The organism is Klebsiella sp. 2-CIP_Kleb., from assembly GCF_050378715.1.
GTDB lineage: Bacteria > Pseudomonadota > Gammaproteobacteria > Enterobacterales > Enterobacteriaceae > Klebsiella > Klebsiella quasipneumoniae.
This window is the reverse complement of the sequence record NZ_JBNRLG010000001.1, coordinates 1,126,145-1,146,807: the sequence shown is the minus strand read 5'-3', so window position 1 is coordinate 1,146,807 and position 20,663 is coordinate 1,126,145. Positions and strand designations below refer to the sequence as shown.

Here is a 20,663-nt window from a genome sequence, read left to right as displayed (position 1 = left end):
GTTATGTCTCTCATGGCGCAGGGAGCGCACAGGGGGCGGCCAGTCGCCGCCGCCCCCTGTACCCCCGGGCTCCGGCCAGCAAAATCGCCGCTACGCGGTACCTTCGACTTATCCCTGCAGGCTTCGGGTCGGGCCGAGGCAGCGTCCATGCAAAACACGGCCCTCAGCCCGCATCCATGCGGGCTGCCCCGGCCTTCCGGGAACGTCTCAGCGATTTTGAGGCCGCCAGCACCGGCAGTTTCAGTCACGCAAGTGGGTAAATCAAGGACAGGTCGCACGAACCCTGTAGGCCGGGTAAGCGAAGCGCCACCCGGCAGATATTCGCGTAAAGCGGTAAAACAGAAGCAGTATTGGGTTAGCGGTCAGGACACCTGCGGGTTGTTTATTGCGGCGGCGGTTCGAAGCAGAGGCTGCGCTCCAGGCACTCGTCGCAGCTCGGCGAGCGGCAGACGATCTCCCCCTGCGACTGCAGGCAGCGCTGGCGATAAAAGAACTTTTTCCAGCGCATATGGTGGACGTTCTGCGCCACCAGCTGCGGAAAGCAGTCGCGCATCAGCCGGCCCAGTTCCGCCCGCGAATCCAGACCCAGATCCTCCCACAGATGATTAAACGCCAGCGCCGCCCCGGCGACGATCGGCGCCATCGGTTCGGCTCCCGGCGCCATCCACTCCGCCAGCCACCGCGCCAGCTGGCGGCGCTCTTCGTCGCGGGTGGCATTCAGCTCCGTCATCAGCCGGCGGCGGCTCAGCGCCTCGCTGTCCAGCGGCGTCGCCATCTCGCCCAACCGCTGCTGCAGGGCCAGCCACGCCTCGACGCTCAGACCCATCCGCAGCGGAAAGCAGCCTTTTCCGGCGTGATACAGTCGCCACAGGCGGGTCAACCAGTCAACCGGCGCCATCAGGCGACCCCCTGACGCAGACGCGATGCCGCCAGACTCTGTCGCCGCCGCTGCCACCAGGCGGGCAGCACCTCGGCGACCGACCGCCACGCGCCGTCCACCTGCGGCTCAATGCCCTGTCGCTCGAGCTGTTGCCATGGCGTATGGCCGATACGCACGCAGAACACCGCTTTCACGTCGGCGAGCAGCGCGATGAGCGCCGCCAGTCTGGCCTCGTTCTCCTGCGGCTCGCACTCCTCCGCGCCGCGGCAATATTTCGGCGTAAAGCGCTCGCCTACCAGCACCATGCCGGCGGCCGACAGGCTGTAGATCGAGAAGCGGTCGGCATGGCCAAAATGACAATCAATCACCTCGCCGCGGCTGGAGGCTACCGCCACCAGACAGGCGTCATCCGCCTCCGACTCTCCCCGGGTGGCGAGGCTGGCATGAAGTTCGGCGCGTTGGTGGAGGATGGGCAGCCAGTCGGGGAGGCTGTCCGGGTCCGGAAGCTGGGTAAACTGCTGGCTGCAATCTTCGCCCAGCATGCCGATGGCGTCGGCGCGGCACTGGTGGCAGTGGGTCATCTGCGGCATCGCGGCCCCGCACTGGCTGCGGATCGCGGCGAGCATCCCGGCGTCTGGCTCTGGCTGGCCGTTGAGGCCAAAGACCGTGCCGTGCTCCGGTCTGGCAATCAGCGGCATAATATTGTGAATAAACGCGCCGCTTTCCCGCAAACAACGGCTGACCTCGGCCATGCCGCTGTCGTTGATCCCCGGGATCAGCACCGAGTTTATCTTGACCAGCACCCCGGCGTTGGTTAGCCTGCGGACCCCCTCCAGCTGGCGGGCTATCAGGATCTCCCCGGCTTCCCGGCCGCTGTAGCGTTCGCCGTCGAGCCACAGCCAGGCGTAGATTTGCCCGGCGATCTCGGCATCCAGAGTGTTGATGGTCACCGTAACGTGATCCACGCCGACCTCCAGCAGGCGATCCACCGCGTCGGGCAGCATCAGCCCGTTGGTCGACAGGCATAATTTCAGGTCCGGAAGCTGGTCGCGGACCAGCTCCAGGGTGCGGAAGGTGCGGGTCATATTGGCCAGCGGATCGCCGGGCCCGGCAATGCCAACCACCGACAGCTGCGGGATGGCCTGGGCCACCTGGCGCACTTTCAGCACCGCCTGCTCGGGGGTCAGCAGCGTCGAAGACACCCCGGGGCGGGATTCATTGCTGCAGTCGAATTTACGGTTGCAGTAGTTGCACTGCAGATTGCAGGCCGGGGCGACCGGGAGATGCATCCGGGCGAAACGGTGGTGCCCGCTGCGGGAGTAGCAGGGGTGCGCGGCGACCTTGTCGGCCACCCGCGGCGCTAGCGCGCTGGCGTCCGCCGACTGACAGGCGTTGCCGCCGGAAAAAGAAGAGCAGGAAGTCATGGTCGTACCTTCTTGGTTGGGCGATACCTTCCTGCTGCAAAGGGCATACCAGAGAGGTTTTTTTTATCTTTCTGAAAAGAAAGGTGTTATTCCGCATCCCTGCGGCAAAATATTGTCGTGTTCCCGCCGCACGGGCGACAATGTCCTGAACCTGACACCGCGGCCTACAGACGCGGCAGGGTGATATCCATGATCTGGATCCGGTAGGCGACCTGGCGCGGCGTCATCCCCAGCAGCCGCGCCGCCTTGGCCTGCACCCAGCCGGCTTTTTCCAGCGCGGCGATCAGCCGCTGGCGTTCATCCAGGCTGTTGTCCAGCCAGCTGTCTTCCGCTGGCCCGCTGGCGGGCAGGGCTTTGGCCGGACGTTCCTGGTGGGTGAAGAGGATCACGTCGCGATCGATCAGGCCGCTCTCGGACATCACCGCCGATCGTTCGAGGCAGTTCTCCAGTTCGCGGACGTTGCCCGGCCAGCTGTACTCCATCAGCAGGCGGATCGCCCCCTCGCTGATCCGCAGCGTGCGCCCCTGATGCTGGCCAATTTTGCGCACCAGAAAGTGCGCCAGCTCGGCGATGTCCTCCTGACGCTCGCGCAGCGGGGGCAGGGCGATGGGCATCACGTTCAGGCGATAGTAAAGATCCTCGCGGAAGTGGCCCAGCCGGACCTCCTCCTCCAGGTGGCGGTTGGTGGCAGCGATGATGCGGACATTCACCCGCAGGGTCTCATCGCCGCCGACCCGCTCCATCTCCCCCTCCTGGAGGATGCGCAGCAGCTTAGCCTGGAATGAGGCGCTGCTTTCGCCAATCTCGTCGAGAAACAGGGTGCCGCCATCCGCCAGCTCAAAACGCCCCTTACGCTGGCGCATCGCCCCGGTAAAGGCGCCTTTTTCATGGCCGAACAGTTCGCTTTCCAGCAGGTTGTCCGGCAGCGCCGCGCAGTTAAATTTGACGAAGGCGGCGCCAGCCCGCGGCGAATGGTGGTGGATGGCATTGGCGATCAGCTCCTTCCCGGTGCCGCTTTCGCCGCGCACCAGCACGGTGGTGTCCCAGCGCGAAACCTGGCGGATCACCTCCACGATCTGGCGCATCGCCGGGCTCTTGCCGACCATATTGTCAAGGCCCACCCCGCGCGACGACGAGCAGGCCGGCGGCCGTTCCACCTTCGGCGGCTGGCGGCCCGGCAGGGTGGCGGAGGCCGGGAGGATCATCAACCGGATGGTCTGGGCGATGAGGTTGGCGACGGTTTCGAGAAAGCGGGTGCAGGCCGGCAGCCGCTCTTCCTGGCGCGCCATCGGCTGGGCCGCCAGCACTCCCATGGGCCGGGCGTTGGGCCCCATCAGCGGCACGGCGATAAACGGCAGGTCATAATCGTAGAGGCTCAGACGGTCGAGAAAACGCTGATCGTCGGCGACCCGCGGCAGCACCAGCGACTGCCCCTGGGCCAGCACCGTCCCCACCAGCCCCTCGCCGGGACGATAGCGGATCTGCGCGCTGCCGGGGAGGGTCTGCTGCTCGGTTTGCTGCAGCGCTTCGATACTGAGGATCTCCTGCTCGCTGTCGTACAGACAGATCATCCCGTGCTGCATAAAGGCATCGTTGTGCAATACGCTGAGCACCTCCTGCAGCGTTTTGCTGGCCTCGGTGGCGCGGCTCAGCACCACGCTTATCCGCTGCATGGCGGTGAACTGCTGAGAGAGGTCGAAGCGTCTGACGGTGGTGTCCGGGTCGGATTCGGGGATCATGCTTCACCTCCGTTCAGGGCGTTAAACAACGGGAAACGCAGGGTCAGGCAGGTGCCGCCCTGCGGCCGGGAAGCCAGCTCGATGGCCCCGCGATGGTGCGCCACCAGGGTCTGGATCAGCCGCAGCTCCATGCCTTTGCCCGGCGAATTCAGCGCGTCGGGGGAGTGGGCGTAGCGCACCTGCAGCAGCGGCACGTTGTCGGTCAGGTACAGCGCCAGCCAGCCGTCGTTTTCCTCGGCATAGAGCTGCATCGCCAGCGGGACGGAAGGCAGCTCGGCGGCGAGGGCCAGGGTGCGGTCGAGCCACAGGCTTAAGCACGCCAGCAGCTGAGTGCGCTGGCCAAAGCCGATCAGATGCGGTGAGGCCATGTCCAGCTGTAGCCCCTCGGGATCGAAGCGGGTGCGGTAGAGGGCGCACAGGTCGTCGAAAAAGGGCTGCAGCGGCCAGACGGCGGGGCTTTCGAGTTCCAGCGACGGGCGACAGCGCTGGAGCCGGGCCATCGCCTCTTCCCCTTCTCGCCAGGCGGCCTCCAGCGCCACGTTGCCGCTGCTCTCGCCGTTCAGCCGACGGGCCGCCGCCAGCATGTTAATCGGGCAGTTCAGCTGGATCAGCGCGGCGTCCAGCGACTCGCGGATCGCCGCCAGCAGCTTGCCGGCGGTCATTTGCTGCTTCAGCCGGTCGAGGCGGCCCTGCTCCTGCTGCTGGCGCTGCTGGGTACAGTCGGCGATCACCACCAGGCTTCGCGCCAGGGCGCTGTCGATAAAGTAGCGGCTGGCCTCTTCGCTGACGCCGGGCAGCGGCCAGCAGGTCACCGACAGCCAGCGCGCGGCCCCGCGGATCGCCACCGGCAGGATCTGTTCCACGCCGGGCGTCATTCGGCCAGGGGAGACCTGCAGCTCGGTGAGCAGCTCCCGGCCGCCGCAGTCGGCGCAGAAGGTTTTATAGGCGAGGTTGTCCATCACCACCCGATCCTGCTCGTCCACCACCACCACGGCGGCGGGAATATTATTCAGCACCGCCTCCATCAGGGTCATATGGTTGCGCAGCCGCTGCTCCAGGGTATAGCTGACGCTGATATCCCGCTGCATCGCCAGATAGTGCTCCAGTTCCCCCTGCGGACTGAGCACCGGAGTGATGTCAATCTCCACCAGGTACAGGCCGCCGTCACGCCGCTGGTTAATCAACTGGCCGCGCCACGGCTGACGCTGGAGCAGGGTGTGCCACATCTCCTGATAGATCTCGCGCGGCGTCTGGCTGCTGGCCAGCAGGCGCGGGTTCTGATTTAACAATTGCGCCAGCGAATAGCCGGTCTGGCGGCAAAACGCCGGGTTGGCGTAGATGATCCTGGCGCTGGCGTCGGTGAGGGAGATCGCCACCGAGGCCTGTTCCACCATGGTAAAAAACAGCCCCGGATGTTGTTGAGTCAGCGCGCCGGCGATGGCTTCCGGCGCGGCGTTATCGAGCATCATATTCAGGGTCATCGTAAACTCCTGTGTCGCAGTTATGACAAATTGTCCGACACCGTGCGCGGATCGCGGCGGGCTGAGCCGAACCCAGATAACCATGCAAACTGTGCGCCCTTATCGAAACGACCGAACGAAACATTGATCCGACAGGGGGAAAATCCGCTGATTTTTACCTTTAGGCCCGCCGGGGGCGCCTTTCGCGGGCGCTGCTGCGGCGGGAAGCGATCCTGATGGGGCAGGGATGGGCCGTCACGGTGCAGGGCAACCTGGCACAGCCTTCGCAATACCCCTGCGGTTATCCCTATTTCCGACACCATTCCGACAGGAGCGTACTATGGCGAACATTGGCATTTTCTTTGGCACCGATACCGGTAAAACCCGCAAAATCGCGAAAATGATCCACAAGCAATTAGGGGAGGCCGCCGCCGCCCCGGTCAATATTAACCGCGCCACGCTGGCGGACCTGCTGGCCTACCCGGCGCTGCTGCTGGGCACGCCGACGCTTGGCGACGGCCAGCTGCCGGGCCTTGAGGCCGGGGGCGAGAGCGAGTCGTGGGCGGAATTTCTTCAGACCCTCGGCGACGTCAGCCTGCAGGGGAAAACGGTGGCGCTGTTTGGCCTCGGCGATCAGCGCGGCTATCCCGATAACTTCGCCAGCGGGCTGCGGCCGCTGTACGACGCCCTGCGCGCCCGCGGGGCGACGATGATCGGCAGCTGGCCGAACGAGGGGTATGAGTTCAGCGCCTCATCGGCGCTGGAGGGGGAGCGGTTTGTCGGGCTGGTGCTGGACCAGGATAACCAGTTCGACGAAACCGAAACGCGCCTGGCGACCTGGCTTGAGGAGATTAAACCGCACCTGCTGTAAACGCTGGCGGGTGGCCTGTCGGCTACCCGCAAAGCCCCGGCTGGCGCGCTAACATCTCAGCCAGCCACTGGCGCTGGTGGCGGCGCTGGCTCTGTTGACTGAGGTAATCGCGGGCGCTTTCCAGCGCCTGCTCAGGCGTCATCGGCGCGGCGGGGCGGATGGCTTCGCACCATACCAGGTGCCAGCCCAGCTCGCTGGCCACCGGCGCGCTCAGCGCGTTTTCCGTCAGCGCGAACAGGGCCTCCTCCAGCTGCGGATAAAGCAACCCCCGGCCGATCCACCCCAGCAGTCCGCCGTCGAGGGCGCTTGGACAGTGGGAGTGTCGCTGGGCCAGCGGCGCAAACGCCTCGCGGGAGGCCGCGATTTGCCCATGAAGCGCCTGGATGCGCGAGTAAACCGCCTGGTCGTCGCCATCGACGGTGAGCAGCAGATGGCGGGTCAACCGCTGTTCCGGGCGGATAAACTGCGCCTGATGCCGCAGATACCAGGCCTGCACCGTGGCGGGATCCGGCTGCGGCGCCTGGCTGGCAATCCCGGCGAAGGCGGTTTCCAGCCGGGCATGATGCAGGACGATCGCCGCCCGCTCCGGCGGCGTAAACCCGCCCTCATCCAGCCAGGCGCCCAGCGAAGCGGCGAGGCCTTCCCGTAGCGCGGCGGGGATCGCCTCCGCCGCAATCTGGCCGACCAGCGCCTGCTCCACGCTGGCCTGACGCTGCCAGGCCGCCTCGAAGGCCTCCCGGTCCGCCGCGGCGATGGCCGCCGGTTCGCAGTTCCAGCGGCTCTGCGCCAGCCGCCGCCGGCCAAATCGTTGCCATGGCTGCATTATTCTTCCTCCTCTGCCAGGGCCAGCGCGGTCACCGGCACCTGGAACCAGCGGCCGCCGAAGTCGACGATATAGCCGTCGCCGCGCTCGCCCCGATCGGTGGCTTCAATGCGCCCCTGCTGACCGACGTTGACCACCACTTCGCCCTGCAACGTCAGCGCCGTCTGGCAGGTGACGTTATCGCCATACTGCAGATTCCCCGCCAGCCAGGGCCGATCGCCGGCAATCAGCTCCTGTTCGCGGCAGCCGACAACCCGGTCACAGTCCGGGAAGTGGATCTGGTAGATGATCTGGTCCTGCAAGAACACCCCCCAGTCGCGGACATAGCCGATGCTGCCCCGGCGCACCAGCAGGGCGCCGGATGGCAGGCCCGCATAGGTGCCATCGTTGCGGATGGCGCGCACGACGCGGACCGCTTCGCTAAAGGTGAATGTGGGTCTCATGGCCTGTTCTCCTCGAACTGTTGCTGATAACTCTCCGCCAGCAGCCGGCGCGCCAGCAGCCAGTGCGCGCGCGGGTTCTCCTCCAGCTGGTTGAGCAGAGGCACTTCCGCCTTCAGCTTACGGTGAAAGGCGGCCAGCACCGGCAGGCTGCAGTGGGCCAGACGCTCGGGCTGGTAGGGAACGGCGAAAAACTGAAAGAAGGCGTCGGCGGAGCGCAGGTCGTCTACGCCGGGGATCTGATAAAACCACTCCATGCTTACCCCCTGGCCTGCAGCGTTTCGGCGCCGCAGAGCGCGTGAAAGATTGCCGCCAGCTCATCATCCCGCGGGCTGCGTTTACCGGTTTCCGCAAAGTGGCGGAGCGCGGGCAGCAGCTGGTCAATTTGCGCTGACGTCAGGTGATAGCCCATCCGGTCGAAGACGCCGTTAACCGCCTGGCGACCAGAGTGTTTGCCCAGCACCAGCCGATAGCCGCGGCCCAGCAGGGCGGGGTCGATCGCCTGATAGCTCTCGCTGTCGCGCAGCAGCGCCGCGACGTGCACGCCGGATTCGTGGGTAAAGACCAGCTCACCCACCAGCGGCTGCTGGGGATCCACCGGGCGGCGGGTGGCGAGGGCCACCTGTTCGCACAGCGCCGGCAGGGCGGTGAAACGCACCCCGGTCTCGACGCCCAGGCAGCGCTCCAGCCCGAGCGCCACGGTCTCCAGCGCCGCGTTGCCCGCGCGTTCGCCCAGGCCCAGCACGGTGGTGTTCACGCTGGTGGCCCCGGCGCGGACCGCCGCCAGGGTGTTGGCGGTAGCCAGGCCCAGATCGTTATGGGCGTGCATCTCGAGTTCGCCGGGCCAGACGCGGCGCAGGGCGGCGATCTGCGCCGCGGTAGTGAACGGGTCGAGGATACCGAGGGTATCGGCATAGCGCAGACGGGTGGCTCCCGCCTCGCCGGCCTGCCGGGCAATGTCCTGCAGCGTCGCGTCGCTGGCTCGCGAGGCGTCCTCACAGCCAATGCAGACCTTCAGGCCAAGGGTGTGGGCGAGGTGGATCAGGGCCGCCAGCCGCTCCAGCAGCAGCGGTAAGCTCTCGCGCAGTTTGTACTGCCGCAGCTTGTCGGAGGCGGGAATGGAGATATCCACCCAGTCCATGCCCAGCTCGGCGCTCTGGCGAATTTCGCCGGCCTGCATTCGGCACCAGGTCATCAGCGTGGCGCCCGGGAGCTGACGGCGCACCAGCCGGATACGGGCGCACTCCTCCTCGCCCATCGCCGGGGTGCCGACCTCCAGCGCCTCGATCCCCGCCGCGTACAGCGCCTCGGCGATGGCGATTTTTTCGCTGGCCTGGAAGGCCACGCCGGGACTCTGTTCGCCATCGCGCAGGGTGGTGTCATTGATCAGTACGCGTCCCATTTTCGTCTCTCCGTCTTAACCGTAGACCGGCGTGAAGGCGCCATCCTGCAGGTGCGGCTGGCCGTTCCGCCAGTAGGGCGACAGGGCGCGCAGCCGGTCGATAATGGGCGGCAGGGCGGCGATGACGTAGTCGATCTCTTTTTCCCGGGTGTAGCGCGAGAGGGAGAAGCGAACGGTGCCGTGGGCCGCGGTGTAGGGGATATTCATCGCCCGCATGACGTGCGACGGCTCCAGCGAGCCGGAGGTGCAGGCGCTGCCGCTGGAGGCGGCGATCCCGGCCTGATTCATCAGCAGCAGGATCGCCTCGCCTTCAATGCACTCGAAGGCCAGATTAAGCGTGCCGGGCACCCGCGGCTGGCTGCCGCCCATCACCGTTACCGCCGGGATAGTGGCCTGGAGATGGTGTGCAAGGCGATCGCGCAGCTGGCTAATCTGCGCCATGCCCGGGAGATGGACCTGCGCCAGCTCGCTGGCGGCACCCATCCCGACAATGCCGCTGATATTTTCCGTACCGGCCCGCCGGCCATGCGCCTGGTGGCCGCCGCGCAGCAGCGGGCGAAACCGCGTTCCCCGCCGCAGCCAGAGGCAGCCCACCCCTTTGGGGCCGTGGAATTTATGCGCCGAGCAGGAGAGCATATCGATCCGCGTCTGGCTGAGCGCCATCGGGATTTTGCCCACCACCTGCACGGCGTCGCAGTGAAACAGCGCGCCCTGCTCATGGGCCAGCTCCGCCAGCTCGGGCACCGGGAACATGACGCCGGTTTCGTTATTGGCCCACATAATGCTGACCAGCGCCACGCGCGGGCTAAGCGCCGCCCGAAACTGCGCCATATCGAGGGCCCCCTGCCGATCCACGGCGATACGGTGGATCAGGTATCCCTGGCGCTCCAGCTGTTCGCACACCGCCAGGGTGGCGGGATGTTCGACCACGCTGGTGATGATCTCGCGCCGCTCCGGCATCAGGGCCACCGCCGAGGCGATGGCGGTGGTGGTGGCCTCGGTGGCGCAGGAGGTAAAGATGATCTCGCTGGGGTAGTCGGCTCCGAGCAGGGCGGCCACCTGTTGGTGCGCCCGTTCAAGGGCGGCCTGCGCCGGCAGACCAAAATCGTGTATCGACGAAGGGTTGCCGTAAAAGTCGGTCAAAAAGGGCATCATCGCGTCGAGAACCATCGGGTCGAGACGGGTGGTGGCGTTGTTATCGAGATAAACAGGTTTCATCGTATCCCCCTTGGGTTAGTTAACCGCGGCCGGGGCCGCCACCACGTCCATGTAACTTCCGGTACGCTCCATCAGCTTCTGCTGCAGCCAGGCGAGGGTCATGTCGGTCATCATGCAGCCGCTGCAGCTGCCGGAGAGGCTGACGGTCACCTGGCGCGGGGTGACGCTCACCAGCGTCATGTCGCCGCCGTCGGCCTGAATGTGCGGGCGCAGCTCGTTGATGGTATCGACCACGCTTTGCCAGTGCGCATCCTGGGTCGTCTCCGCCGGCAGGGGGGCGGGCGGCTGTTGGGCGAGGATCGCCGCCAGCGCCAGCTCAATTTTTTCATGGCAGGCGGTACAGCCCCCGCCGGCCTTGGTGTAGTTGATCACTTCCTCGAGGGTGGTCAGGCCGTTGTTCACCACGGCCCGGCGAATATGCCCTTCGTCGACGCCGAAGCATTTACAGATCAGCTTGCCCTCCTCATGCTCCTCCTCAAGGCTTTCGCCGCGAAAATGGGCGATGGCCGCACGCAGCGCCTCCTGGCCCATCACCGAGCAGTGCATTTTCTCCGGCGGCAGACCGTCGAGGTAGTCGGCGATCTGCTGGTTGGTGATCTGCCCGGCTTCGGTCAGGGTGTGGCCGATAATCAGCTCCGTCAGCGCGGAAGAGGAGGCGATGGCGCTGCCGCAACCGAAGGTCTGGAAGCCGGCCTCCTCGATGATCTCGGTGTGCGGATCAACCCGCAGCATCAGGCGCAGCGCATCGCCGCAGCTTAATGAACCCACATCGCCCACCGCGTTGGCGTTGTCGACCACGCGCGCGTTGCGGGGATGAAAAAAATGGTCTTTCACTTTCTCGGAGTAGTTCCACATGCTGTCAGCTCCAGGGATGATGACGAAAACGCCGGGGCGCGGTGCACCGCAGACTGGCGGTGGTACTGTTCCCCAAGCAATTGCAGTACCAACGCATAAAAACCTTATTTATTAATTACCTGGCTGAATCAGCTCCCCCGACAGAGCCGACACTGTTGTGGCGTTTTGTGGGCTTTGTCACATAAACGACAGGCTCAGGGCTGCGGGTCGGGCTCCTCCCGCCATGTCTGCTCCTCCAGCAGGCGGTTAAAGCGCTGCGGGTCGCGTTGCCGCGTGCTGCGGCGCTGCGCTTTTTCATACCAGGAGAGCTGGATCTCCTGCAGTAAGCCGAGGATGGTGGTCTGGTCGGGAACCCGTTCGGCGCGGACGCCCACCTGCAGCAGCTGGCGAAAAACCGCCTCGCCAATCGCCACGCAGAACAGGGTGACGCAATCCTCCAGGGCGTGGACACGCTCGGCTATCTTCTCGGTCTGATGGCCGCTGACGACCGGGAACTCCACCACCCGCAGCAGGGTGACCCGATCCGCCTTGACGCCGTAGACCACCAGCCGCGGCGTGGCGCCAAAATGCTGATCGACGTGGCGGTAATCGGAGCTGGCGAAGGCGACTTTCATCGACCACTCGTCGGCGTGGACCATCTCAAACTGTCGGTTAATGGGCGGCATAAGCGTCTCCTGAAGCCGGCTGGGGGTCGGCGCCCTGGCGAAGCGGCGAGCGGTAGAGGGCGGTGTGGTGATGGCGGTCGCGCAGCAGATTGGCCAGCTCAAACAGCGTGTCGCGCATGCCGGCGTACCCCTGGCGGACCCGGCGAAACTCGCCGAGTCGGTCGAAGATGGGAAAGCCGACGCGGATCAGCGGCAGGGCAAACTGCTCCGCCAGATCGCGGGCGTGCGAGTTAGCCACCAGCAGATCGGCGGGTTGGTGGCTCAGCAGCTGCTGGAGATCCTCAAGATCCCCCGGCACCACCTGCTCGACCGGCAGCTGGCGCAGGCTGGGGTGGCTGGTGGGGGCAACCAGCGGGCCGGGCTGGATCCCCTGGCTGCGGGCGAAATCACACCATGCCGCCAGCAGGTCGCCCTCCGCGGCCATCGCCATGCGCTGGCCCTGCAGCCACATATGACAATCGATCATCGCATCCTGCAGCTGGCCGCGCTGGCGCTCAATCCAGGCCGGTACGCGGCGTCCGGACAGCTTCGCCAGCTGATGGATAAAGGTATCGCAGTGGTCGAGAGTCATCAGGTGCGGCAGGGCGATCACGTCCCCCCGGCTGCGCTGGCTCAGGAGGGATGCCGCCCGCTGCATTGACACGCCGATGGCGAAGCTGCCCAGACTCTGGCCAATCTGCGCAATCTGGCGCAGCGAGGCGCCGCCCTGGGTCAGGGGCGTAAAATCCCCCTGACCGAGGTGGCCATCCATCGACAGCGAGAGGTCCGGCAGGACCACCGGCTGCAGGCCAAAGGCCTCCACGCAGCGGCTCAGCCATTCGATATCCCCTGGCGAACAGAGGTGGCTGACCAGCAGGTTGACCCGCCGGGGGCGCTGCCCCGGCCGCGGCGTCGGCGCCACCCACTGCTCGATGATGCTCTCGATCACCGCGCTGTAGCCGTTTTCCATAGAGCCAAAAAAATCCGGGGTGTTGACGGTGAGGATCGCCACCCCGTTATGGCGGGGATGCGCCTCGCGAAACTGGCGCACCACCCGGGCGATATCGCTGCCCTGCGCTTCCGCCAGACCGGTGCTGAGCAGCACGATGGCCTGCGGACTGTGGCGCTGGCAGAGGGTGTCGAGCGCGGTGAAGATATTGCCGTCGGCCCCCATGATCGTGGCGGTCGGATCCATGGCCGTCGACTGCAGCGGCACCGGGTCATGGAAATGCTGAATAAAGAAAACTTTGGCGAAGGCGCTGCAGCCCTGGGCGCCGTGGACCAGCGGGATGGCCTGGGCCAGCCCGAGGCTGGCGAGGATCGCCCCGAGCGGTTGCCCGGTTTTAATCGGGCTCACCGCCAGCGGTTTTTCGCTACGGATAAGGTCTGCCATGGTGTTCTCCTAGCGCCACGGGGCGCGGGCATGCGTTTGCGGCCAGACGGGGCTGGCGAGGGTCAGACAAAGCTGGCGGGCGAGGGTGATGATGCCCTGGTAGCCAGCGTAGGCGTGCTCCCGCTCCTGATTGATATCGAGAAACGGCAGCCGGGCTTTCCAGGCGGTGTACATATTGCGTCCGCCGGCGATCATCAGATCCGCCTGATAGCGGTACACCACGTCGAGCAGGGTGCGGGCGTTGCCCTCCTCAAGCATCACCGCCTCGTCGCCCATCAGCTCCCGGATCCGCTGTTTATCCTCCTCGGTGGATTTCCGCGTGCCGGTGGCCACCACGGTCATGCCGAGATCCTGCAGGGCCGAGACCACCGACCAGGATTTCACGCCGCCGGTGTAGAGCAGCACCTTGCGCCCGCGGAGCTGCTCGCGCCACGGCGCCAGCGCCTGCTCCGCCGCTCGCTCCTCGCGGGCGATCAGCGCCTCGGTGCGGCGGCACAGGTCGTCATCCCCCAGCAGCGCCGCCAGCTGGCGCAGGGCGTCGGAGGTGGCGCGGATCCCGTAGAAGCTGCCTTCAAACCACGGCGTGCCGTAGCGCAGCTCCAGCCCCCGGGCGACGTTGATCAGCGCCCGCGAGCAGACCAGCATATTGGCCTGCGCCCGGTGCAGGGTCTGGATCTCGGCAAAGCGGCCGTCGCCGGAGAGGCTGCCGAGGACGCGGATCCCCAGCTCGTCGAGCAGCGGCTGGACCTGCCAGAACTCGCCGGCGATATTGAATTCGCCAATCAGGCCGATATCGTGGCGCTGGGCCGGGGCAAAGGGCGTGTTGTCCGGCCACGGGGCGGGTTCGCGCTGGCCAATCACCTGCCTGAGCATCACGTCGCCCGCCATCCGGTTGCCAAGATTTTTGCTGCCGTAGAAGCCGGCGGCGTCAATGGCGATGACCGGGACGCCGGTGGCGGTCTGCGCGGCCTGGCATACCGCTTCGATGTCATCGCCCTCCATCGCCGGTACGCAGGTGTTGTAGATAAAGACCGCCGCCGGGCGATAGCGGTCGACGATGTGACGCACGGCGTGGAACAGACGGCGTTCGCCGCGGCCCATAATCACATCCTGTTCGTTGAGATCGGTGGTAAAGCCGAGCCGGTTGAGGGCCGGGCCGGCGCTGACGCTGCCACGGTTATCCCACGAGCTGCCCGCGCAGCCGATGGGGCCGTGCACCAGGTGCGCGACGTCGGCGATGGGCAGGAGCGTTATCTGCGCGCCGTCGAAGGCGCAGCCGCCGGCGGTGGCGCCGGGCTTAGGGGCGCTGCAGCCGGATTTTTGCTTCTGGTTGTGCTCGCAGGCGGGTTCGTCCAGCAGCGCCAGAATTTCCTTTCCCTTCATAGTGACCTCGTTGACGGTGGGAGACCGGAGAGGTGATGCAATTCGCGCTCCAGGGAGAGGGGGATTGATTTTTAAGGAAAAAGGGTTGTGGGTTTTGCGACAAAGGCAACAATCGGACAAGGGGGGGCATGATTTATCGCGCTGATAACTGGATTTACCGCGACAGTATTGCTGCAGACTGGTGAATGGCGGGAAGGGTCGATAAGGTGGAATATTCCGTTCACCGACCTTCCTCTCTATTTCATCGCGCCCTCTGCGGGTGAACGGCATGGGGGGCGTTTCGCCCGCCCCCCATGACCCCCCGCATGGCGCTGAAAATTGCCGCTGCGCGGTCCGCTCCACTCCGGCTTCATCTGGCGGAACGGGCGGACTCGACATCCCTGTCTCGACCGCCCTCTGGCCGCCGTCCTGGCGGCCAGTCCTGGATGCGCGCCTGCGTTCTCGCCAATTTTCCTGATGCGCCCAACCCCCCGCTGTCACTTTTGTCCCTGTCCTGCGGCGCTTGCCTTGCTGAAAGAAAGGATGTCCCTGCAGGGGTAAAAAAAGGCCCGCGGGGTCGGCGGGCAACAAGCACAACATTTCCTGATGCGCCTAACCCCCCGCTGTTACTTTTGTCCCTGTCCTGCGGCGCTTGCCTTGCTGAAAGAAAGGATGCCCCTGCGGGGGCAAAAATAAGCCCGCGGGGTCGGCGGGCAACAAGCACAACATTTCCTGATGCGCCCAACCCCCCGCTGTCACTTTTGTCCCTGTCCTGCGGCGCTTGCCTTGCTGAAAGAAAGGATGCCCCTGCAGGGGCAAAAAAAGGCCCGCGGGGTCGGCGGGCAACAAGCACAACACAACGATTAAAAAACACGTTCCTCCAGAGGGTTATCCCGGTTGAGGCGCTTCGCCAGCCACGGCGGCAGCCGACCGGCCAGCATCGCGCTCACCGCGGCGCACTGCGCCTGAATCGTCGTGCCCGGTGGCGCTTTCATCGGATGGATCTGATGGCGGATCAACCTCGCGGCGGCAGGCCCGCCAATCTCCTGACAAAACAGCAGATGGCAATCCTCCAGTAGCCTGGCGCGCATCTCGCTGGCGTCAGACGCCGCCGAAGGGGAGGCATAGCGGCGCAGATCTGCCAGCCAGCCGCCCTGGTCATCGAAGGCATAGATAAAAAACAGCCGGTTCTGGCCAAAATGACCATTGATGGTCAGGCCATCCTGCGAGCAAAAAGCGACCCGCAGCTGCGGCGTTCGCTGAGGGTGGCGGGCGATGCGTAAATGGCCGGGCAGCGCCCCCTGAAGGCAGGCGATGACCCGCGCCCAGCGGGCCGGGGACATCACCGCCGTCGCCGAAGGAAAGCTGGCGGCCAGCTGAGGCTGCGTCAGGGTGGTTAAGCGTGCCGGGGTCAAGGTCTCGCCGCACTCCTGCGCCAGCCAGTCGACGACTTGTACCGGCTGCAGCTCCGGCAGCGTCTGGAACAGCGCCAGCAGACGCCAGAAAAGGGTATCGTTATCGGACATTTCCAGCTCCTTATAGCAGCGTGCTGCGGGTGGCGCGCAGGCTTATCGGGAAGACCGGCCGCCCCGGCTGCGGATTGACGTAGTAGCGACGTCCCCCTTCAAGGGCAATCGCGCCGCCCCAGCGGTCGGTCTCGTCATGTTCGACCTGGAGCACCCGAGCCTCCAGATCCTGTTTGGCGATATAGGCATACAGCGCCTCGCCGCGCTCACGGAAAATCACGATGGGCATACTCCCTCCTGGCCCCGCCTGCGGCGGGGCGCCTGATGGTTAACGAACGAGGTCGAAGCTGTAATCGGTTTTGCCCAACTGGCTGGTGTCGTGGTCCAGTTTTTCCAGCACGGCGTTCACCAGCGTCGTGACGATGTTCATCGCGCCTTCATAGCCCCAGGTGGTCTGGCGGTGCAGATGATGGCGGTCGAACAGCGGAAAGCCGAGACGGATCAGCGGCACTTCGAAGGCTTTGCCCTTCGCCAGGGTATCGCGCTGGATAAACTTGCCGTAGGAGTTACCGATCATAAAGTCCGGCTGGCGGGTGAACATCAGCGACCGGAAGTGCCACAGGTCGCAGTTGATGAACACTTCGCTGTCCTGGCCGTACGGCGAGGCATCGAGCATTTTCTTCATCGCTTTTTGCCAGCGTTTATTGGCGTTATGGCTGAGGATCACCGTCGGCTCGCAGCCCAGCTCCAGCAGGAAGCGCGTCATGCCCATCACGAAATCCGGATCGCCATAGAGGCCGAATTTTTTGCCGTGCAGCCAGGTGTGGGAGTCCAGCATCATGTCCACCAGCCGGCCGCGCTCCAGGGTCAGGGCGTCGGCGATCGGTTTGCCGGTTAGCTGACTAACGGTCATCAGCAGCGCGTCGGTAGCGGCCAGACCCAACGGAACGGCCACCTCCGTCGCGGGCTGATTCCACATCTCCTGAACCACCTTTTTGCTTTTCACTAGCTGCCACGGCTGCAGCAGCAGGGTGTCAATGGCGTCCGGCGCGGTTTTGATCTCCTGCTGGCTGGTGCCGCCGGCGTACATCCGGTAATGGCCGTCGGCGGGGGTGTCGAGCACCTCGGATGGGTCGGAGAGCAGGCTGCACGGGACATCCATCTGCGCCATCATCCGCTTCAGCACGCGGAAGTTGCCGAGATAGGTCTCAAATCCGGTCACCAGATTGAGCTTTTGCAGTTTGCCCGGCTGCCCGGCGTAGTCAGCGGTAAAGGTCTTCGCGAACCCTTCGAACATATTGTCCCAGCCGGTGACATGGCTGCCGATAAAGCTGGGGGTATGGGCGTAAGGAATGGCGATGCTGTCGTCGACAAATCCCTCTTTTTTGGCATTGGCGATAAACGCCTGCAGATCGTCGCCGATCACCTCGGCCATGCAGGTGGTGGAGACGGCGATAATCTCGGGTTTATACAGCGCGCTGGCATTCTGCAGGCCCAGATTCATGTTGTTGTTGCCGCCGAACACCGCCGCGTCCTCGGTCATGGAGTCGGAGACGCAGGCCACCGGCTCTTTAAAATGGCGGTTAAAGTAGGTGCGAAAATAGGCGACGCAGCCCTGGGAGCCGTGCACGTAGGGCAGGGTGCCGGCGAACCCCAGCGCGCAGAGTACGGCGCCGAGCGGCTGGCAGGCTTTGGCCGGGTCGACGGTCAGTGCCTCGCGCTGGAAGTTCAGCGCTTCATACTCGGCGGTGGTGGTCCAGGCAAACACCTCCTGGACGCGCTGTGCGTCGTGCGCCTCTTCAAGGCTCTTTTTATTCTGGAACAGGGTCTGGTATTCATCCTGTTCAAACAGCGGATAACAGCTGTGAATTTTATCGATCGTTTGGCTCATGGTGTTCTCCTCCCGCGCCACAAATCGGTGGACTGACGGGACAGTGAAGGGGCAATCACGCAGACTTCAGCCACGGGGCAGTCAGTTCGTTCCACGCCGGATTGTTCAGGGTCATATCCATATCGCGGGCAAAGATGGCGAAGCCGTCATAGCCGTGATAGGGGCCGGAATAGTCCCAGGAGTGCATCTGGCGGAACGGCACCCCCATTTTCTGGAAGATATATTTCTCTTTGATCCCGGAGCCGATGAGGTCGGGCTTCAGCGCTTTGACGAAGGCCTCCAGCTCATAGCTGCTGGCATCGTCAAACAGCAGAGTGCCCTCTTTCAGGTCCGGCAGGGTGCGGTCGTAATCATCGTTATGGGCAAACTCGTAGCCGGCGGCGATGATCTCCATCCCGAGATCCTCATAGGCGCCGATGACGTGGCGCGGCCGCAGCCCCCCCATGTACAGCAGCACTTTGCGCCCCTCCAGCCGCGGGCGATATTTGGCGATGATGGCCGCCATCTGCCCCTCATATTTGGCGATCACCGCTTCCGCATTGGCGCGAATGGTGTCATCAAATTGATCGGCGATTTTGCGCAGTGATTCGGCGATTTTGGTCGGGCCGAAGAAGTTATATTCCATCCACGGGATCTGATGTTTCTCCTCCATATGGCGGGCGATATAGTTCATCGAGCGGTAGCAGTGGACGAGGTTGAGCTTAACGAACGGGGTGTTCTCCATCTCCACCAGGGTGCCGTCGCCGGACCACTGCGCCACTACGCGCAGCCCCATCTCTTCCAGCAGAATGCGCGAGGCCCAGGCGTCGCCGCCGATGTTGTAATCGCCAATGATGGCAACATCGTACGGGGTGCTGGCAAACGGCTGCCCTTCGCGATTGTTCAGCACCCAGTCGCGCACCACGTCGTTGGCGATATGGTGGCCCAGCGACTGCGATACGCCGCGAAAGCCTTCGCAGCGCACCGGGATCACCGGTTTATCCAGCGCCTTGCTGCTGGCGTTGGCCACGGCGCTGATGTCATCGCCGATGAGGCCCACCGGGCACTCCGACTGGATAGTGATCCCTTTGGTCAGCGGGAACAGCAGCTCCATCTCTTCGATCAGTTTGCTCAGCTTTTTATCGCCGCCGAAGACAATATCGCGCTCCTGAAAATCAGAGGTGAAGTTCAGGGTGCCGAAGCTGTCGACACCGCTGACGCCGGTATAGTAGTTGCGCCGTCCGGCGCGCGAGTACTGGCCGCAGCCGATGGGGCCGTGCGAGATATGGGCCATGTCTTTGATTGGCCCAAACACCACCCCTTTCGAGCCGGCGTAGGCGCAGCCGCGCACGGTCATCACCCCGGGCTGCGATTTACGGTTCGAGATAATGCACTTGCCGACGCTCTCCATCTGCGGATCGCTGATCATCATGTGCTTTCTGCGCTCTTTGCGCGCGGTTTCGGGAAACACCTCCAGGACTTCCTGGATGAGCGCAAGGTTACGTTCGCCTGTTGCGTTGGTCATGGTGAGGATCCTGTACTCAGGCCGCGTTTTCTTCAGCGGCGGTTTTACCAATGATGCTGGTGTCTTCTTCTTCCATGATGCCGAACTCCATCAGCAGCGACTCCAGCTCGTCCATGGTGCAGGGGGTCGGCACCACTTTTTTGGTGTTATTGACGATCTTCTGCGCCAGTTGACGATATTCGTTGGCCTGCTGACAGGTCGGGTCGTACTCGATCACCGTCATCCGGCGGATCTCCGCGCGCTGCACAATGTTGTCGCGGGGAACGAAGTGGATCATCTGGGTGCCAAGCTTCTCCGCCAGGGCGATGATCAGCTCATCTTCGCGGTCGGTTTTACGCGAGTTACAGATCAGGCCGCCGAGGCGTACCTTGCCGGATTTGGCGTACTTCACGATCCCTTTGGAGATATTGTTGGCGGCATACATCGCCATCATCTCGCCGGAGCAGACGATGTAGATCTCCTGGGCTTTGTTTTCGCGGATCGGCATAGCGAAGCCGCCGCAGACCACGTCGCCGAGGACGTCATAGAAGACGAAATCCAGATCTTCTTCATAGGCGCCTTCTTCTTCGAGGAAGTTGATGGCGGTGATCACCCCGCGTCCGGCACAGCCGACGCCTGGCTCCGGGCCGCCGGATTCGGCGCAACGGACATCGCCATAGCCGATTTGCAGCACGTCTTCGAGCTCCAGATCCTCGACCGAGCCCACTTCCGCCGCCATCTCCATGATGGTGTTCTGGGCTTTCGCATGGAGGATCAGACGGGTGGAGTCCGCCTTCGGATCGCAGCCGACGATCATCACTTTCTTACCCATCTCGGCGAGAGCCGCGACGAGATTCTGGGTGGTGGTGGATTTACCGATACCGCCTTTACCGTAGATAGCGCATTGACGCATGGTCATGGTGACTTCTCCTGTTGTTGAGTGTTTGCCAGCAGAGAAGTGCAGGGAACATACCAGCTGTGATTTTTTATTTAGGTGTTTGATAAATAAGTGTTTTATGTAAACCGGCCGCGCAGGGGGCCTGCGCAAACGGCACAATAACGCCACCAAATGTGCGAAACAGAACAATTTCCCGCCACCGGCCCGGCGCGGCGCTTTGTCGCCTGTTCAACAGCTTGTCGCGCCCTGTGTCTTATTCCCCGCAATTCCGCCGGACGGATCTGCGCCTTTCTTCCCTTAACCTGTTGAATTAATAAGCGACAGGCGGCAATTCGCGAGCTGGCACAGGCTGTGCTTGAAGAGGAAACAGGGTTTGCCGCGGGCTGTCGCGGTAAAGAGAACGCTCACCTTCGA

The 20,663-nt window shown here is 64.2% G+C and carries 19 protein-coding genes; 1 reads left to right on the top strand and 18 read right to left on the bottom strand.

The window, feature by feature from the left end; all coding sequences use genetic code 11:
• Window positions 1-382 precede the first annotated feature (382 nt).
• The 4 genes from ACQUTP_RS05715 to nifL all read right to left on the bottom strand — a co-directional run bounded on the left by ACQUTP_RS05715 (window position 383) and on the right by nifL (window position 5,524).
• Window positions 383-898: a nitrogen fixation protein NifQ gene (locus ACQUTP_RS05715; protein ID WP_004203576.1), complete on the bottom strand. Its 516-nt coding sequence runs from the start codon at window positions 896-898 to the stop codon at window positions 383-385.
• Entirely contained in the window at window positions 898-2,304 is a 1,407-nt protein-coding gene (gene nifB, locus ACQUTP_RS05710) for a nitrogenase cofactor biosynthesis protein NifB (protein ID WP_135722235.1), read from the bottom strand. Before nifB ends, ACQUTP_RS05715 begins: the two co-directional genes overlap by 1 nt.
• A gap of 164 nt (window positions 2,305-2,468) precedes the next feature.
• The gene (nifA, locus tag ACQUTP_RS05705) at window positions 2,469-4,043 is read right to left on the bottom strand and encodes a nif-specific transcriptional activator NifA (RefSeq protein ID WP_032456837.1); all 1,575 of its coding nucleotides are present in this window, start codon (window positions 4,041-4,043) and stop codon (window positions 2,469-2,471) included.
• A complete protein-coding gene (gene nifL / locus ACQUTP_RS05700) occupies window positions 4,040-5,524 on the bottom strand; it encodes a nitrogen fixation negative regulator NifL (RefSeq protein ID WP_285755039.1) in 1,485 nt (494 codons plus the stop codon). Before nifL ends, nifA begins: the two co-directional genes overlap by 4 nt.
• 319 nt (window positions 5,525-5,843) lie before the next feature.
• Between nifL and ACQUTP_RS05695 the strand changes: the two genes are divergently transcribed.
• Window positions 5,844-6,374, top strand: a complete 531-nt coding sequence (locus ACQUTP_RS05695) for a flavodoxin (protein WP_032456835.1) — start codon at window positions 5,844-5,846, stop codon at window positions 6,372-6,374.
• 22 nt (window positions 6,375-6,396) lie between these two features.
• Here ACQUTP_RS05695 and nifM read toward each other — a convergent pair whose 3' ends face one another.
• From nifM to nifH, 14 genes are all read right to left on the bottom strand, one after another.
• A complete protein-coding gene (gene nifM / locus ACQUTP_RS05690) occupies window positions 6,397-7,197 on the bottom strand; it encodes a nitrogen fixation protein NifM (protein WP_065877372.1) in 801 nt (266 codons plus the stop codon).
• Window positions 7,197-7,640 (bottom strand): nitrogen fixation protein NifZ, encoded by a 444-nt coding sequence (locus ACQUTP_RS05685; protein ID WP_004203569.1) that lies wholly within the window; start codon window positions 7,638-7,640, stop codon window positions 7,197-7,199. Before ACQUTP_RS05685 ends, nifM begins: the two co-directional genes overlap by 1 nt.
• The gene (locus ACQUTP_RS05680) at window positions 7,637-7,894 is read right to left on the bottom strand and encodes a nitrogenase-stabilizing/protective protein NifW (RefSeq protein ID WP_004203568.1); all 258 of its coding nucleotides are present in this window, start codon (window positions 7,892-7,894) and stop codon (window positions 7,637-7,639) included. The genes ACQUTP_RS05685 and ACQUTP_RS05680 overlap by 4 nt, the downstream gene beginning before the upstream one ends.
• A 2-nt stretch (window positions 7,895-7,896) precedes the next feature.
• Window positions 7,897-9,039 (bottom strand): homocitrate synthase, encoded by a 1,143-nt coding sequence (nifV, locus tag ACQUTP_RS05675; protein ID WP_032456840.1) that lies wholly within the window; start codon window positions 9,037-9,039, stop codon window positions 7,897-7,899.
• Between the two features lie 15 nt (window positions 9,040-9,054).
• Window positions 9,055-10,257, bottom strand: a complete 1,203-nt coding sequence (nifS, locus tag ACQUTP_RS05670) for a cysteine desulfurase NifS (protein WP_032456832.1) — start codon at window positions 10,255-10,257, stop codon at window positions 9,055-9,057.
• Window positions 10,258-10,272: 15 nt separating this feature from the next.
• Complete coding sequence (gene nifU, locus ACQUTP_RS05665) at window positions 10,273-11,112, bottom strand: Fe-S cluster assembly protein NifU (protein ID WP_004203564.1); 840 nt, start codon at window positions 11,110-11,112, stop codon at window positions 10,273-10,275.
• 194 nt (window positions 11,113-11,306) lie between these two features.
• A complete protein-coding gene (locus ACQUTP_RS05660) occupies window positions 11,307-11,777 on the bottom strand; it encodes a NifB/NifX family molybdenum-iron cluster-binding protein (RefSeq protein ID WP_004203562.1) in 471 nt (156 codons plus the stop codon).
• The gene (nifN, locus tag ACQUTP_RS05655; RefSeq protein ID WP_285755031.1) at window positions 11,764-13,149 is read right to left on the bottom strand and encodes a nitrogenase iron-molybdenum cofactor biosynthesis protein NifN; all 1,386 of its coding nucleotides are present in this window, start codon (window positions 13,147-13,149) and stop codon (window positions 11,764-11,766) included. Before nifN ends, ACQUTP_RS05660 begins: the two co-directional genes overlap by 14 nt.
• A gap of 9 nt (window positions 13,150-13,158) precedes the next feature.
• A complete protein-coding gene (gene nifE / locus ACQUTP_RS05650) occupies window positions 13,159-14,532 on the bottom strand; it encodes a nitrogenase iron-molybdenum cofactor biosynthesis protein NifE (protein WP_032454924.1) in 1,374 nt (457 codons plus the stop codon).
• An 842-nt stretch (window positions 14,533-15,374) separates the two neighbouring features.
• A complete protein-coding gene (locus ACQUTP_RS05645; RefSeq protein WP_004203559.1) occupies window positions 15,375-16,037 on the bottom strand; it encodes a NifB/NifX family molybdenum-iron cluster-binding protein in 663 nt (220 codons plus the stop codon).
• Between the two features lie 10 nt (window positions 16,038-16,047).
• Complete coding sequence (nifT, locus tag ACQUTP_RS05640; protein ID WP_004203557.1) at window positions 16,048-16,266, bottom strand: putative nitrogen fixation protein NifT; 219 nt, start codon at window positions 16,264-16,266, stop codon at window positions 16,048-16,050.
• A 39-nt stretch (window positions 16,267-16,305) separates the two neighbouring features.
• On the bottom strand, window positions 16,306-17,868 hold the full coding sequence (gene nifK, locus ACQUTP_RS05635) for a nitrogenase molybdenum-iron protein subunit beta (protein WP_182971837.1): 1,563 nt from the start codon (window positions 17,866-17,868) through the stop codon (window positions 16,306-16,308).
• Between the two features lie 55 nt (window positions 17,869-17,923).
• On the bottom strand, window positions 17,924-19,372 hold the full coding sequence (nifD, locus tag ACQUTP_RS05630; protein ID WP_032456353.1) for a nitrogenase molybdenum-iron protein alpha chain: 1,449 nt from the start codon (window positions 19,370-19,372) through the stop codon (window positions 17,924-17,926).
• Between the two features lie 16 nt (window positions 19,373-19,388).
• Entirely contained in the window at window positions 19,389-20,270 is an 882-nt protein-coding gene (nifH, locus tag ACQUTP_RS05625) for a nitrogenase iron protein (RefSeq protein ID WP_004203553.1), read from the bottom strand.
• Between the last annotated feature and the right edge of the window lie 393 nt (window positions 20,271-20,663).